Below are 15,878 nucleotides of genomic sequence, written 5' to 3'. Positions count from 1 at the left end.
CTTATAATAGCCGAATAAAACCTATCAGCAAAATGGAAAAGGGAAACCTCAGTGAATCTACATTTAGTTTTAATGACCATCAATACAAGTTTAGCGACAACGATTTTGTACTTGTAATAAAGGATGAAGAATATCCTAATTCGAGTTTGATTTCAATATTGTACAACAACAATGGAAAAGTTTTAGACATTGATGAGTATGAAATGGGAGAAAAGATATTAGCGACAAAAAATACTTTATCGGATATAATACCATTAAGTGAGCGATTTTCGCTTAATCAGCTTATCAAGATATCCACGGGAACGATTATCAGAAACGACAAATATTACGAAGGTTCGACATTTCCCAGATGCTTAACGTTTCATACAAATGTGCATGAGCTATCCGATAATGAGATCATAGAGGTATTTGAAGGGAAAATCGAGGAAGGGAAATCCAAATTTAGCGTATCCGATCCATTATTAGGCATATTAATTAAGGATGTTTATTTACAAAGTACTAATTCCTTTTTCGTTGAAACCGAAGGTACATTGCTTGGGCCTTTTAATGCGATCAAGGCAGATAGTTCCGGAGATATTATTATTAGAAAAAGCCCTTGGAGACGTTTCGGAAATTATGAAATAAATGACGAGACATATATACAATTTTCTGCAAATGGCTTATTACGGAAGATAATAGTGCCCAATTTTAACAAACTAAAACTTATTGAAGAAGTTGAATTTATTAATGATGAAGAACTTATAGAAAAATTCGTCTCTTCGTTTTCCAACAACCCCGATGAATACAATCCAGAGGTTCTTACTAAGTTGATGGACTTTATAAAAAAAACATCAACGTCTGATCGATTATTAGCAAATGAAAAAAACAATCAACGATTAAAGTCTCTATTAAAAAACTCCGAAAAGGATCTATTTTCTAATATTACTTTAGGGAAAATTCTTCCAGAATTAAACTATATAAAAAAGGATCTTGAAAACCTTAAAGAGGAAAGGCTCACCTTACAAACCGAGATAGTGTCGTATGAGGGGAAAAAAACTCAAGAACAGAATGAGTTAGAGCGCGTTCAAAATGAAGTAAATCTTCTTCGAAACGAGCTTGAAAACATATCAAAGGTAAAAGAAGATGAGCTTAAAAAAAGTAAAACAGAGCTTGATAATATAATTTTAGATCTTGAGCAAAGAAAAGCACAGCTCGATGAAGAAATACAAATAGAAAGGGAAAAGAAATCGCTTGATCTAGAAGAAACAGAAAATAAAATAAGGGAAAAGAAAATCGTTGAGAGAGAACTTGATACTTCAATACAAATGCTAAAGGAGTCTTTTGGACAGACTCAAGAAAATGCTCAAAAACAGTTGAGTGAACTAATCAAACATAAAACGCATTATGATTTTATAAGTGGTAGAGATTTATCGTTAGAAGGAACTAAAAAAACATTTGTATTTAAAAACTTTCAAATTGAAGACATATCCCCTTTAACGAACGAAAACAAACTGGATGTGTACAAAGCTTTTAAAAATAAGCTTATTGGCATCTTGGAAAAAAACAATCGAAAATTTGAAACACATTTTATAGATAATTTATTAATATCTATACATCAAAATACTTTGACGCTATTTGCAGGCTTACCAGGAACCGGAAAAACTTCGCTAGTGAGGCTATTGACTAATCTTTTATCACCAAAAGAGCGAAATAAAGAAATTTCAATTAGTAGAGGATGGACTTCCCAAAAGGATTTAATTGGTTTTTTTAATCCATTGTCCAAACAATTTCATTCGTCGTCAACTAATTTGTATAGCCTTTTAAAACAACTCGATTGGGAGCGTGCTAATAATACTTTTCTTCAATCGCCTCTAAGTTACGTATTACTCGACGAGGCTAATTTAAGTCCTTTAGAACATTATTGGTCGTTGTTTTATAATTTAACTGACTCAACCTGCAATAAAAATAATTTTTTAAAAATAAATTTGGGAGAATCTGAAACGATAGAATATGCTAATAACTTGAGGTTCATTGGAACCATAAATTACGACCAAACAACAGAAGAGTTGTCTCCGAGGGTAATAGATAGAGCCAATATTATAAAGATGAATCCTAAGGCATTTGAGATCGAGAATCTTCATGACAATGAAATCGAAAGTCTAAACCTACCCTTCCTTCATTGCATCGAACTCTTTGAGCTTCGCGATTTTTCAGAATCAAGAACAATATCATGGACAACCGATTATGAAGAAAAATACAAGGAGATAAAAAAGATTTTCGAAAGCATAAAGATTTTCATAAGCCCTAGGGTGGAGATTGCAATTAAAAGATATTGCGCAGTTGCAAAAAACATTATGTACGAAGACAACAAACCTCTTGATTATTGCATATCTCAAAGGCTTTTGCCTTTAATAAGGGTTCAAGGGCCCAACGCAAAGCAAAAGTTAACGGAGTTGTCGGTCCTACTAAAAAAATATAAATTCGATATATCGAATCGCATTGTCGAGGAAATAATACAAGCTGGATCGGAAGGGGAAATTTTTGAAGATAATTTTAACTATTTTCTGACGTAGTTTTATGTTTAAGATTTATCACTGTTCAGGTAGTGCAAAAAAAGAAGTTAAGCCTGTTAATGAGATTTACAATGTGCTTGAGATGGGGGACTACGAATTTGTAGTAGATAATATCCAAGAGTCGTCTCACAAGGAATTTATATTTATAGAGGATATTCCTATAAATAAAGCCTACTATAAAATTGAAAATGCAAAGCTTCAAAGCAATAGAATAAAATTCTTTCAAGACTTTTTTGGATTTGCAAACTTGACCATTGGATCGCACAGTTATAAATTCAATATTTTAATTGAAAAATTCAAACTTTCGGAAATAGAAGATATACTACTATTTTTATGGCAAAGTGAAAATAAAATTTTTGATAATTTTTTTTCAAAAAGCACTCTAAAGTCAAATGTAAATAAGAACGGTTCTGACTTCGGTTTAACTTCAAAATTCTTAGTTTTCGCAAATCATTTTCATGATTCGCTTAAAAGGCTATTACCATTTTTTGTTTCTAACCCACATACTGTATTACGAAAATATACTGAAAAAACAGACTACTTACCTGAAAATGTTACTGCTCGTACTGTCGATTGGTTGTTAACTAACTTGGACGCTGTAAAATTTGATCGAACGCTTTCTAATTTCCCCGGAGCTATAAAAATCGAGCAATCCTATGGATATGTTGATAAAATTGAAACAGAAAGCAACAATCGATCCTATGACGTTTATGAAAATCAAATCATATTAGGTGCCTTTGTTAATATCCTTTCACAGTTAAAGGCATTAAAGCAAGAAATTGCTGGTAATGTCAATTTAAACCAAAGTCTAGATAGTGATTTTGCAGACTTCAGAGATTTGAGAAAAATTCCATATCTGAAATTGTTTGAAGATTCAAAGTCAATTGAAAAAAAGCTAATTAGATTATTTACCAATTATAAAACCGCATTTAAACACTCTAATTACAAAAATGAAAAACCAATAGTTACTCCTGTATTTAAAAGTAAAATTCATTATCAGCTTGCATTTAAGTTAACCAAAAATCTTCGCGATTTGAAATTTGATTTTAATGGCGAACTTCAGTTACTAAACATAAAAAAATTAAGTCACCTATATGAAGTTTACAATCTCCACCATATAGTATCCTGCTTTTCAAACAAGTTAAACCTAGAATATTTTAATGTTAATGCAGAATCATCTAGAATAGACGGCATTATGAGCAAAATCTCATATTCTTCAACGTTGGTTGATATTAATATCTTTTACGAATTAAAGTACCCAAACCTCGAAGGAAGTACCAAACTCATTCGATTGGATAATGGATACTATAAGCCGGATTTTATTATTGAGATTTTAAAAAAGAATGATAGTCGATATTTTATATTAGACTCAAAATATTCGTTTGAGCACACTACAATCGATAAACATTTACCAGCTTGTATTTATAAATACCTTTTAAATACAGGAATAAAGAACGAAGAGTACAAAAAGCCTAACCATATAGTGTTACTTTATCCAGGTGAAAGCGATTATACACATGTCGAGCATGAATTTTATAGTCCCACCATCAAGTGTATTGTATCTAAACCTAAATATGAAGCCAACCTTATATCATTAATCGATTCAATAATAGAAAAAGAAGTTCCTCAAAATTTATATAATACTTATAGAGGAGATGTTCAGGTAAACTGAAGCATATGGCATTGCGCCTAACATATTAAAAGGTAACCAGGACGATTATAAGGCATCGATTATATAATGCACTGCCGTAGTTATTTTATAAAAAGCCAGGTTAAAATCTTATTAACTCCATTTGAAAGCTATAAACAACTCTACTAAGAATCGAACAACAAGTCACTTGCTTCAGTTACCTTTTAAAGCGAGCTGGTTGAATAGCCAAATCCAACTTCCAGGATTGACTGCTCAATTTAAGCATCAATCAATCGATCAATCAATCGAACAGTTTAACTTTCCCTTAGTTCGAAACAGATTGTTAACTTCGCATAAAAACAGGAGGAACCCTCAACATAACACTACATAGAAATATCATTATATCGAAAATATAAGCGTTAAGCTTTGTTTGTTCTTGGTTTAGGAATCGGCGAAATTCAATAATGTAACGAGAACAGATGAGTCCAACGCCCACGCAATAAGCGTAGGTGCTGGCTTGTTTATTGTTACACGGGCTTTTTGCCAGACCTCTAAGCACAAATTTAGTTCAGTCCTTGCGCTTATTGTGTTTTAAACCCCGATGAGGCTGCTCGGTACCTAAACTTAAAATAACCTTAAATGCAAAAAAACATCATTCTCGCCCTTTTAGGAGCATCGATCTTATTCTCATGTTCGAAAAAAAATGATTCTATTTCGGTAATCCAATCCCCATTAAGCCAAGCCATCGATGCTAAGTATATACATCAAGGAAGTGAAGTAAACTCGCTCGATGTTAACTATTCCGATTACAATTCAACAGGGGACTGTAATAAAGCATTATTCCATGCCGCTATTGAGACTGTAACCGGCTCAGGAAGTATTAATACGGTTACAGTGAAGGGTGCTACTCTTACTATGATATTTAAGAGAAATGCATTAGCTCAACCTGCTAAAACTTCCTTAACCTATGGCACAGAACTTTATAAGTCCGTCAATCACCCATGGCCATGGACTGGTTTTTTAATTATAACAAAGCAAAACACATTCTTAACTACTGACCAGTTTGACAAGGCTATCAACATCAAGTTAACGGCGATAAATACAGGTGACATTGCTAAAGTACTCGTGAAAACCATTGCAGATAATACCATGGGCATCGAATATAGTTTAACTGCAAATATCTCAAATGGTTCAAAATCGGTATCGTATGAACTGCAAACCAATACACCGATAACACTCAGGAGCCAGCTTAGAGTGAATTGTATAATTCCCGGTTTCTTTCCAACCCAATCAATCGTAACACTGGACTACGCTTCAACTTTAGAAAAACCAAAGCAAAGTAGTTTAGACGGAGGTGTAACCTCATATGTGCAAGAAGCGAACCCCTTGTTTGTTTCAGAATCGCTCTCCGAATACATAGCAGGAAGATATTTTGTTGAGAGAGTCTATCCAAACCTTAAATAATCATTTGTCAGTCTTTACTTAAATACATTAAATCTGATACGCGTTTTCGGTTTCTTGTATGATTAATTCCATCTGTTATAGTCTACCTTACGTGTAGTTTTATTCAAATGGATATAGTTTCAGTGACCTTTTAAGTCGCGTGGAGGAGATGCCAAACTAACAATCAAATTCAACATTGAGCGCCTATGCACTCATTCCACTTTTCTAATTGATTTATCAATCTTAACTTATAATGGCATTTACACAAACTTGAAATTTATCAGAAAGGCAATTAGTAAGTCTACCTTTTAGATGAAACTGGTTGAACTGGCTTTTATCACTCCAAACTTAATTTTTATCCAATAACTTTATACTGCTACACTTGATTGATAGTGGGGTAAAAACCCCTTTTTTGTGGTGTAAGTGTAGCTATTAAACATTTCTCAATCCCGAGGACAGAGAATTGATTTTTCAAAACACAACTACGGTTGATTAGTTAGGGGGCTAACACCCCATTTATTTAGGGTATAAGTTTAGCCGTTTATTTCAAATCGCTTTTTGTAATTTTTATTTCTTTTGCCAGGTCACTTATCAAATCTGTCGCTTCCTTAAGCATTTGAGCATTAACCCTATGTAATTTCGCCCATTCTTCATTGTTTCCATTTTGTTTGTGTAAACGATTCATAGGAGAATCTTGCAGCTTAAACATTTTAAGCTGAAAAACGTCGAGTTTCTTGCTCATATCTTCAGAAACAAGATCTTTTGCTTTGATAGATTCTACTCTCCAATCTGTAAGCAAATCAACAGATCGACTCGTATAATTTTTAAAAGCTTGTTCATGCATTGCCGAATCTGTTGCGATATTATTTTTAAACCAACTAATATCTAACAAAAGAGTTTCATAAGTTAAAAGCGTCTTTGAAATATCATTTAACAAATTTTTTTGTGACTGGAGAACAATTTCATTTCTCGCTTTATCTGTTTGTATTTTATTGGTAAAATAGGGTATTAAAATTCCTGATAGTATTGCAGTAGCTAAAAGCAAAAAAAGCTTTTCTAAAAAGGATTCGCTAACTAAAACTCTTTTAAAAACTGATCTATTTCTTGCGTGATTAGTAGCCATATCTATTGATTTAGGTTCTAATAATTAAATAAAACTTCTACTCAAAAATAGCAAAATCAAATATATCGACCTAGTAATAAGCGAATTATATCAAATGACGTAGTTGAAAAAATAATAATGAATTATTAGGCAAAGTTACACTTATAGCTGCTGAAGCGTGGCAAGGAACTACGGCATAAACACAAGCCAACGCACAACCTCTCATTTATTCCGTTGCTCCTTGCACTTGATTGCTATAAGCGTGTTGATGCTCCATAATTCATTTATTCACTTAAACAAGCTTTATGATTACAACTACTCTATTAAAAAAAAGCGATATACTTATCTTTAGAAGGTCATAATATCCACTATAAAGTTTGGTATACGGTTAATGAGCTGTATGCCCCAACAGAAGACTTATTAACAGATTTTCAAACACTTAAGACGAAATACGGCATTAATGGGGTGCTGGATGTGGCCAACAGAGCTATTTGAACTTCTTTGTCAGCCATAATCCGTACTACCGTAGTATTATTCTCAAGTGCTGGAAATTAACGCTGTTATATAACGAATCAACTTATCTTTTGGCAAAATCCGTTAATGCATGCTTGAGTATTTCAACCTTCTCGCGCTCGCTGTTTAATAAACGCTCGTAGAGTTTTTTGTTTTCGTCCAAAACTTCCAACCATTTCTCTATTGGGTTAAAAGTACAGTCGTGATAATTTTGATATTGACCTAAAGCACCACTTCCCGCGTTAGCTCCCTCGTAATTATTTTGAATGTTATAAATAGCCTTTTCCTCATCAAAGTTCTTAATCGCCTCTTCCGGAACTCTCAAAGCTTGCGCTACCTTGGACAATAGCTCAGGCTCTATAACTTCTTTAGCTTCAAGCAGTGATATCCTCCTCTGGCTCCAGTCGTCTCCAAGTTCCAAAGCAAGGGCTTCTTGTTTTAGCCCGAGCATTTCACGGAAACGTTTAACATTACGTCCATGGTGTACTTGATTTGGTCTTTCGGCAGTTGTAGTCATTGGTTAGAAGTATTTATAATTATGATATAGTCAAAGATAATAAAAATTATAAGCAGGTGAGTTAGCAGCTAATTTAGAAGTATGGGGATACAGCGACAATAAATTACCTCAATGTACCTTATTCATCATAGTCGCAAAGATAGGCCAAGCCGGATAAAATGAAAAGGCTATACAAGCGGACGGATGTGTTTTGTTTTTTTTGCTCGCCCGGCCTTTTCATTTTATCCGGCTTAACACAGGTGGTTGCTTACATGGTGAATAAGTGGTAAATTATTCACCGCCTTGTATAAAGCGGGGGGTGTTATCCCATAATAAATTACCTCCCAGCAAACCGTTGTTTCAACTTGCCCATGTCCTCACTGACTTTCGCATCCAGTATTTTAGCGTAGTGCTGTGTCGTCTTAATATTGGAATGGCCAAGCATCTTAGATACACTTTCGATAGAAACACCATTTGCAAGCGTTACGGTTGTTGCAAAAGTATGGCGGGCTATGTGGTAGGTTAGTTCTTTATTGATGCTACAGGCATCAGCTATTTCCTTCAGATAGCTATTCATCTTTTGATTACTCAACACAGGAAGCAATAAACCATCATTAACGCATTGCGGATGCTCTTCATATTTTGCCATTAATTCCATTGCTTGGGGAAGTAAAGGAATTCGGGAAGAAGTATCTGTTTTCTGGCGACTTGTATAAACCCATTTCTGTCCGTCGATTCCGGTTACGATTTCTGAACGTTTTAATTTCTTAACATCAGCATAAGCTAAGCCTGTGTAGCAGCTGAAAAGAAAAATATCCCTTACCTGTGATACGCGGTCGCTGACAAGTTTCTTATTTGCCATTATCTCCAGTTCTTCAGCGTTTAAGAAATCTCTTTTAACCTCTTTAACTTTCGGCTTGTATTTGACAAATGGATCTTTTTCAAGCCAGCCGTTGGCAATACAGATCAGAATGATCTTCTTAAAGTTTTTTAGGTACTTAACGGTTGAGTTATTGTTGCAACTCCTTTCCGAACGTAGATAAAAATCATAGGCCATAATAAACTCATGATCAATCGCCCGGATGTCAATATCTGATGAATTAAATTTCCATTGCAAAAACGCCTGTGTGTGTTTCAGGCTTGTTTCGTACCGGTCAAGCGTCCCCTTTGCATATTCTTTGCCAATAAGCGCTGCAACCTGACGGTTATGTTCCTGGAATATTGGCACCAGCATTTTTCCGGGCGAGGGTTTTCCGCCGAGGAGCCTGTCTTTTAAGTTGGAAGCAGTAATTAGTAATTTATGCTCCATCATATCTCGGTGAACATCGTATACCTGGTGTTCTAATGTTTTCAGGTAGGCATTGATGCTTTTTGTATCCTCATTGTTCCCGGTTAACTTCTGGCCGTTTGTATTCCATTTGTCGGGATTAACATAGCGTTTAGAGGAGACTTCGATGCGCACGCCATCGATAGTGATACGCAGGTAAACGGGGGCGAGGCCTTCGGCATTTGTTTTTGATCTCTTTACGTAAAAGAGGAGGTTAAAAGATTTGTTCATCGCTGAAGCTTTTAAGTGAATAAAATTAGTTACATATCCTCCTGTAATCAAGATGTTTAAATATTAAACAGGCTCAATAACAGTGACTTATAAGCGTTCCGGTGACCTGCAAAAATACCTTAAAAAAGGTCACCGGCAGGTCACTGGGGCAAAGCGATTCATTGGTTTAATTTGGTATGGGCTAAAAACAGAAAACGCCGTAAATGGTTTATTTACAGCGCTTTTGATCCTAATTGAATAATACTTGGCGGAGAGGGAGGGATTCAAACCCCCGGTACCTGTTACAGTACACCTGATTTCGAATCAGGCACATTCGATCACTCTGACACCTCTCCTTATACTTTATTTACTGGCGAGGACTGGCCTCGTTTTTTTAAAAAGTTTGCGAAAGTAATGATTTCGGAGGAGATTTTCATTAGCAGATTTACTAAAGTGAAGATTATTTTAAAACCCAATTAGCTTCGCCATTTGCGGCTAATTCAATTACTCCATTAGTTTCTTGTTTTACACCGGCTACCAGTTTCAATTGTTTTTCCTTAAAAAGCGAAGAAAGATCGACAGCGAAACGCCTTGGTTTATTCGATAGGTTTTTAAGCTTAAAACCCTTAGCGGTTATTGAATAGCGGATGTTGTACAGCGGATTGGTAAATTCGACCGTACCATAACCGTTAAGATGTGGTTTAATGCTTAGATCGGCATTTAGGGTATGTTGGATACCTAAATAATTATCTATCAGTATTGATGTATAAACACAAGGGTATTCGTAATACATATCGGCACCATGCCAATCTTTATTATCAACGTAGTACACGTGGTTCATATCGTACCGTTCGCCCATGTAGTACGAATCTTTTACCGACTCGGCAGCTACCGTTTTAAGTTGTTTATCAAGCATCTCATTATTACCGCGCCATTTCCAGTACGAAGCATCCCACCACCAGTAGCGCCCGGCAGCGCAAAGATCGTAAGGGCCGCCATCGCCTATCTCATTTTTATCATAACCGGCAACATCGGCAGATATAAAACTTGGAAACCTTTGAAACTCGGCCAGGTTCGTGTTGATCAGTTTTGCTACAGCCTGGGTTTGCGTTTCGGTGGTATAGCCAAACATTACAGGCAAGATGTTTGCCAGTAGGTGGATATGATTATGCGTATCCCCGCTTCTATCTACCCAATCAACAAAGTGCTGCCCCTTCTCATCCCAAAACCCCTGTGGTAATGGTTTAACCAGTTGCTGGGCTATCTTTTTTGAAAAGCCGGTATAGTAATCAGACTGCTCTCCCCTATTTAAAATACTCTCCATTTGAGCCAACAGTTTAAAAGTATAAGCCGCCAAAGCGCCCGACATGGTTTCGCGACCATCATTCATTACCTGGTCTTCATAATACACATCCGACCATACCCGCCCGTACTGATCGGTATTGGCAATAGTAAGTGCGGCTGCTTTTTCAAGGTTATCGATATTTTTACTGAGCCAGGCTGAATCTTTGGTAGCTTCAAAGTAATGAAACGACTCTTCCAATACTTCCATATTACCCGTTAGTAAAAACATATTGGCATTCACCTTATTGTTTTGGCTGTTGCGGCGGATATGGTATTCACGCTCACCACTTGGCTGAACAGAGCAGGGGTTACGAAATAAGCCTTCAGGATCATCCTGCATCAGTTTAAATTGCAACTCAATCATTCGTTTCACCACATCGATATCAAGATCAGAACCAAAGGCCAGTCGCCCTTTGATCTGAAACTCATGATCAACATCGGGGTACGAACCTGCATAGGCCTTTGGATTTAACGTACTGATCACATAGCCACTTGAATAGGGATAGTTTTTAGCTTTAGTTTTTTCTATTACCGATTGCAGCATGGTTCCCCAATAAAAACCGGCCAGGGTATTTGCAAGGGCATCGCCACCTTGTATGCTTAAGGTATAGCGGTTATTAAAACAATCGCTGTGGGGGCGGGCTTCGGCAGTGTGCAACTCAAATTTCGGGGAATATATCGTAACTTTTAATTTGCCCCCTTCTGTAATGGCAGTAACAGAATCTTTATCTGTTAATTTAATGAGCCAGGCCTGCTCTTTTGATAATGCATCCTGCGGTAACACCCATAAATTAGTATTCGCGCTGATTTTGCCCGAAGCATTTAATGGCAAAACGTACCATTTATCATTATCCCTGCTTATACCAACGCAGGTATTGGTTTGAAAACTAAACTCGATTGGGCTATTGCTGCTTTTGGCAGTGATCAGCCTATAGTCCTTAACCGTTTTGGCAGTGGCATTTTTGATGTTTTGTAAGATACCAACAGGTTTAATTTGTGCGTGAACGGCCAAACTACCTAACAAAATTAGGGGCAGCAGAAATCTTCTCATATAAATAATGTCAATTTAACAGGTATAATTCGGGTTAAAAAAATAAACGGGTGACGCAGTATATCGTATCACTCGTTCATTTTTTCAATCTTAGGTTTATGTCAGCTAATATAGATGATTATCTCTATCTTAAAAACTTCCTGTAAAGTATAAATAACATTATAGTTGTACTCTATTTTGAGCGAAGTTATTGCAGCACCTCAGCCAATAAACGATACGATTTAAGCCTTGCTTCCTGGCTGTAGATATGCGATGAAGCCATTATTTCATTGATGCCCGTACGGGTTATAAAATCGCCAAGTTTATTAGCTACAGTTTGCTTACTTCCGAAGAATGAATAAGCTAACATTTGCATGGCGGCTTCACGTTCCTGATAACTCCAGATTCCCTCCATACTTTCAACCGGCGGCGGCAACAACTGGCGACGCCCGGTAACAATGCCTTTAAACAGTTGTTGTAGTGATGTTGCCAGGTACTGCGCTTCCTCATCGGTATCGGCAGCCACAACGTTTACGCAGGCCAAAACATAAGGCTGCTGTAAATATTGTGATGGTTTAAAGTTTTTACGGTACAGATCAATGGCCTGTAAAAAGAGAGCCGGAGCAAAATGACTGGCGAAGGCATAAGGCAAACCTTTTTCGGCGGCCAGCCTGGCGCTATCTAAACTTGATCCCAAGATCCAGATAGGGATATCAAGCCCTTCGCCGGGAACGGCACTAACGCCATTTGGATGATCGCCGGCAAAATAATGCTCCAGCGCTTGCACATCCCGTGGGAAATGAAAAGCGGCTCCCATATTTTCGCCGCGGATAGCATATGCCGTAGTTTGATCTGACCCAGGGGCGCGACCAAGACCCAGATCAATACGACCGGGATACATGGTTTCCAAGGTACCAAACTGCTCGGCCACCACAAGCGGCGAATGATTGGGTAGCATAATGCCACCCGAACCTACCCGGATGGTTGAGGTTTTCCCAGCAACATGCCCAATCAGCAAGCTGGTTGCCGAACTGGCTACATTGATCATGTTATGATGCTCGGCAAACCAATACCGGGTGTAGCCAAACGCCTCGGCCTGTTGGGCGTTAGCAACGCTGGCGTTAAAACTATCTGCTATGGTGTGCCCCTCCACTACCGTAGCGAGGTCGAGAACTGAATATTTAATAGATGCCATGCACCAAATGTAAAGAGCAATCGGTTGCCGCTCGCCCGTTTATGGGGAATTTTACTTTTGCCTGTCATGATTGAAGCCGAGGGGCAGTAATATGACAAACCTCATCCTTAACAGCTATGAATCTTTAAATTAAGATGTGATCTTTATTCAATTTTCTAAAAAGCTTATCACCGGCTTAATAACGATCAAAGCGTGGATCCATAAAATAAGTGCTGATCCAATAGCCATTAACTTTAATAGCGTTGCGCAACAGCTTCTCCAAAAAACGTGTATCGCCAAAAGCATGATCGGCTCTCCTTTCATTAGTTACAAATTCGCCCCGATAAAGCGTATAATCTGTAACATCCGTTAACGAAGACCGCTTATATGAATATCCAGAGGTTTGATTCCATTTACCAAGCTTAAACTTTAACAAATCGTTATAATATTTTTCTTTTATCGCGTCGATGTTTGTATACTGAAGCGACTGCTTGGTAAAAACGTTTACCTTTAAATAAAACAGTATATGGGCAGACGGAGCTATTTTCTCCGCAAAATCTTTAAGCAACACATCGTCTTTACTATCAAGAGCTTTAATAAGCGCCCATTTCAGCTCATCAAAAGTTTTATAGCCATTATGCGGCAACATTGCAACCTGACCGGCAATGAATTTTCCACTCTCATCAATAACCCTCATTTGCCCTTTATAAAAAGTTAGCGCCCGCAAGCCAGACTGGCGATCTCCTTCAAAGTTTGCCACCTCATCAAACGGACCTTTATTGATAACCTCATTTTTATCATTAATAACCTGAAAATAAGCACCCACCTTCGCCTTGTATAAACCAGTATACCCAATACATTGCAAATCATCATATTGAAATGGTATCTGCTGCTTATTTTCCAGGTTAACGGTACCAAACTTCTTTCCTCTGGCTACAATAACCGAATATGAAGCAGAAACCTTATCCATCAAATCTATATTGATCGCATCGTACAAAAAAGGAATTACCTGCTTGTTTACTTCATCTATCAAGCCGTACTTTTTTCCGCTTCTCACAGTGAAATACTGGCGAGATCCGCCATCAAAACGCTGCATAATATCATCGTAAACGATAGGTACGTCCAATAAACCGGTAACTTCGTTCAAAAGGCCCAACTTGCCGTTTTTGCCTTTTACAAACAACAAATGTTTATTGTTTGATGCAAATGGATTTAATAAGCCATCTTGATTAATAATATAACCATAATCGCTTACATTTTCTTTTAACAATACCTGCTTTGTGTCTTTATTTAAAAAATTATAAGTGTTATCCTGCCTTTTTAAAACAATGATATTACTGTTTTCGGTATCGCTATCCGTAATCCAAAGGTATTCTGCAGGTATAACTACTTTACCGCTCTTATCATAAAGCCCAACTTTTTTATCGGCCGTTAAAACCTTCAAAAGGCCTTTTTCTTCTCCAAGCCAATCAAACTGTACCGGGATGATCGTTTTTCCCTTCATAGTTACGATACCATATTTATCGCCTGATTTCACCTTTACAAGTCCATCAAGGCTACTATCGTAAAAAGGATCAACATCGTCGTAAACTGGAGGCACCAATACTGTTCCATCTTTACCTACAATACCTTTCTTATTTTTTTTCTTAACTCCAAAGCCCCCCCGGTACTGCATAATATAATCGGCATCATACTCAAACGGCACTATTTGTTTTCCCTGCAAATCAAACACCCCGCTTTTCTGGTTTTTGCTTGCCATCACAAATCCAAGTCCATCTGTATATACTTTCTCAAACTCTATCGCGGTTTTCGTTTTTCCGTTGATGAAATATATGCCGTATAAATTCCCCTTTTTTACCGTACAATATCTAAGTAAATCGTTGGCATACACAGCGTCATTATCGGCAGGATAAATGATCGCTCCGTCACTATCGGCCAGGCCATACTTATTATCTTTTTGTAGGGTAAGAAACGTGACGTTTGTGTAAATACTTGATTTATCAACAGGCCACTTTCTTTTAACAACAGGCCTGGTTCGGGGAACAATGGTATTTACCTGTGCATTAGTAACAAAAACGCTATCGCAATTAAGCTGGGTAACCATTTGCTTTTTTACTATAGCGAACTTTCCATTAGTTTTTATAATAGTTAAATTAGCGTAAAGCGCGGCATATTCTATTTTGGAAGAAAAAGCTTTCTCCTGCTCATTGAAAATCATCTGGATCTGGCCATTTGAAGCCTGAGTAAATGAAATAACACTACCTGATGAGAGGATACGATCATATTTTACGGAAAGGATCTTAACACCATCGGCAGAAAGCGTTCCATATTTAATTCCTTTTTTAACGATATAAGCAGCTTGATAAGGCGCTCCGATGCTATCGTATTCAATTTTGCCAATTTCCTGGCCCTGTTTATCGGCTATGCCATAATAACCGCCTTTTTGGATAATAAAGCCGCTCGAACTAAAATCGATCTTATTGTAAATAGCAGGTAGCTTATTGCCATGCAAATCAACAAAACCGTATTTGCCATCTTTTTGATAATATCCTGCGGTCCGCTTTCCTGTTCCTTCGGCAGGTACAGGAATATCAACACCAATATCCGGTTGGTTTATTGCCCCCGAAGGAACCTGGGCAATAACGATATTACAAAGAAAAACAAGTGGAATAATCAGCGATTTTTTCATGATCAAGGTTTAGCTATTACAGGATACAAAAATAACCTAATCCTATCAGGTTTCATTTTAAATCCATAAAAAAGCCCGCAATTGATATTTGCAGGCTCTATTTTGCGGAGAAAGAGGGATTCGAACCCTCGGTACCGTTTCCAGTACGTCAGTTTAGCAAACTGATCCTTTCGGCCTCTCAGGCATCTCTCCAGGTTGTATCATCCAATAAAAAAAGCCCTTTTTGGGGCTTTTGCGGAGAGAGAGGGATTCGAACCCTCGGTACCGTTTCCAGTACGACAGTTTAGCAAACTGTTCCTTTCGGCCTCTCAGGCATCTCTCCGTTTTACTTTGTTAAGCTATTGTTTCCCTTTTTTCAGGGACTGCAA

9 protein-coding genes and 3 tRNA genes are annotated in these 15,878 nt (G+C 37.3%); 3 read left to right on the top strand and 9 right to left on the bottom strand.

The annotated features are described in order from the left end of the window. Positions 1–32: 32 nt before the first annotated feature. From AAFN85_RS05025 to AAFN85_RS05015, 3 genes are all read left to right on the top strand, one after another. A complete protein-coding gene (locus tag AAFN85_RS05025; protein WP_347525884.1) occupies positions 33–2,552 on the top strand; it encodes a hypothetical protein in 2,520 nt (839 codons plus the stop codon). A gap of 4 nt (positions 2,553–2,556) precedes the next feature. Next, positions 2,557–4,224, top strand: coding sequence for a hypothetical protein (locus AAFN85_RS05020; protein WP_347525883.1), 1,668 nt, complete (start codon positions 2,557–2,559; stop codon positions 4,222–4,224). Positions 4,225–4,821: 597 nt separating this feature from the next. Next, complete coding sequence (locus AAFN85_RS05015; RefSeq protein WP_347525881.1) at positions 4,822–5,646, top strand: hypothetical protein; 825 nt, start codon at positions 4,822–4,824, stop codon at positions 5,644–5,646. Positions 5,647–6,166: 520 nt separating this feature from the next. Here AAFN85_RS05015 and AAFN85_RS05010 read toward each other — a convergent pair. The 9 genes from AAFN85_RS05010 to AAFN85_RS04970 form a co-directional block, all read right to left on the bottom strand. Then, entirely contained in the window at positions 6,167–6,748 is a 582-nt protein-coding gene (locus AAFN85_RS05010) for a hypothetical protein (protein ID WP_347525880.1), read from the bottom strand. A gap of 556 nt (positions 6,749–7,304) precedes the next feature. Beyond that, complete coding sequence (locus AAFN85_RS05005; protein ID WP_347525879.1) at positions 7,305–7,757, bottom strand: helix-turn-helix transcriptional regulator; 453 nt, start codon at positions 7,755–7,757, stop codon at positions 7,305–7,307. A gap of 316 nt (positions 7,758–8,073) precedes the next feature. Further along, positions 8,074–9,294, bottom strand: coding sequence for a site-specific integrase (locus AAFN85_RS05000; RefSeq protein ID WP_347525878.1), 1,221 nt, complete (start codon positions 9,292–9,294; stop codon positions 8,074–8,076). Positions 9,295–9,539: 245 nt separating this feature from the next. Continuing rightward, positions 9,540–9,629, bottom strand: a tRNA-Ser gene (locus tag AAFN85_RS04995). Positions 9,630–9,733: 104 nt separating this feature from the next. After that, positions 9,734–11,668: a hypothetical protein gene (locus AAFN85_RS04990; protein ID WP_347525877.1), complete on the bottom strand. Its 1,935-nt coding sequence runs from the start codon at positions 11,666–11,668 to the stop codon at positions 9,734–9,736. A gap of 187 nt (positions 11,669–11,855) precedes the next feature. Then, on the bottom strand, positions 11,856–12,842 hold the full coding sequence (locus AAFN85_RS04985; protein WP_347525876.1) for an LLM class flavin-dependent oxidoreductase: 987 nt from the start codon (positions 12,840–12,842) through the stop codon (positions 11,856–11,858). 175 nt (positions 12,843–13,017) lie between these two features. Beyond that, positions 13,018–15,510 (bottom strand): WG repeat-containing protein, encoded by a 2,493-nt coding sequence (locus tag AAFN85_RS04980; RefSeq protein ID WP_347525875.1) that lies wholly within the window; start codon positions 15,508–15,510, stop codon positions 13,018–13,020. 105 nt (positions 15,511–15,615) lie between these two features. Next, positions 15,616–15,702, bottom strand: a tRNA-Ser gene (locus AAFN85_RS04975). A 43-nt stretch (positions 15,703–15,745) separates the two neighbouring features. After that, positions 15,746–15,832: transfer RNA gene (locus AAFN85_RS04970), tRNA-Ser, on the bottom strand. Positions 15,833–15,878: the final 46 nt, after the last annotated feature.

It is taken from the genome of Mucilaginibacter sp. CAU 1740, assembly GCF_039839285.1.
In the GTDB taxonomy this organism is placed as follows: Bacteria; Bacteroidota; Bacteroidia; order Sphingobacteriales; family Sphingobacteriaceae; genus Mucilaginibacter.
Note: the sequence above shows the minus strand (reverse complement) of the source record. Positions and strands in the feature narration are given on the sequence as shown.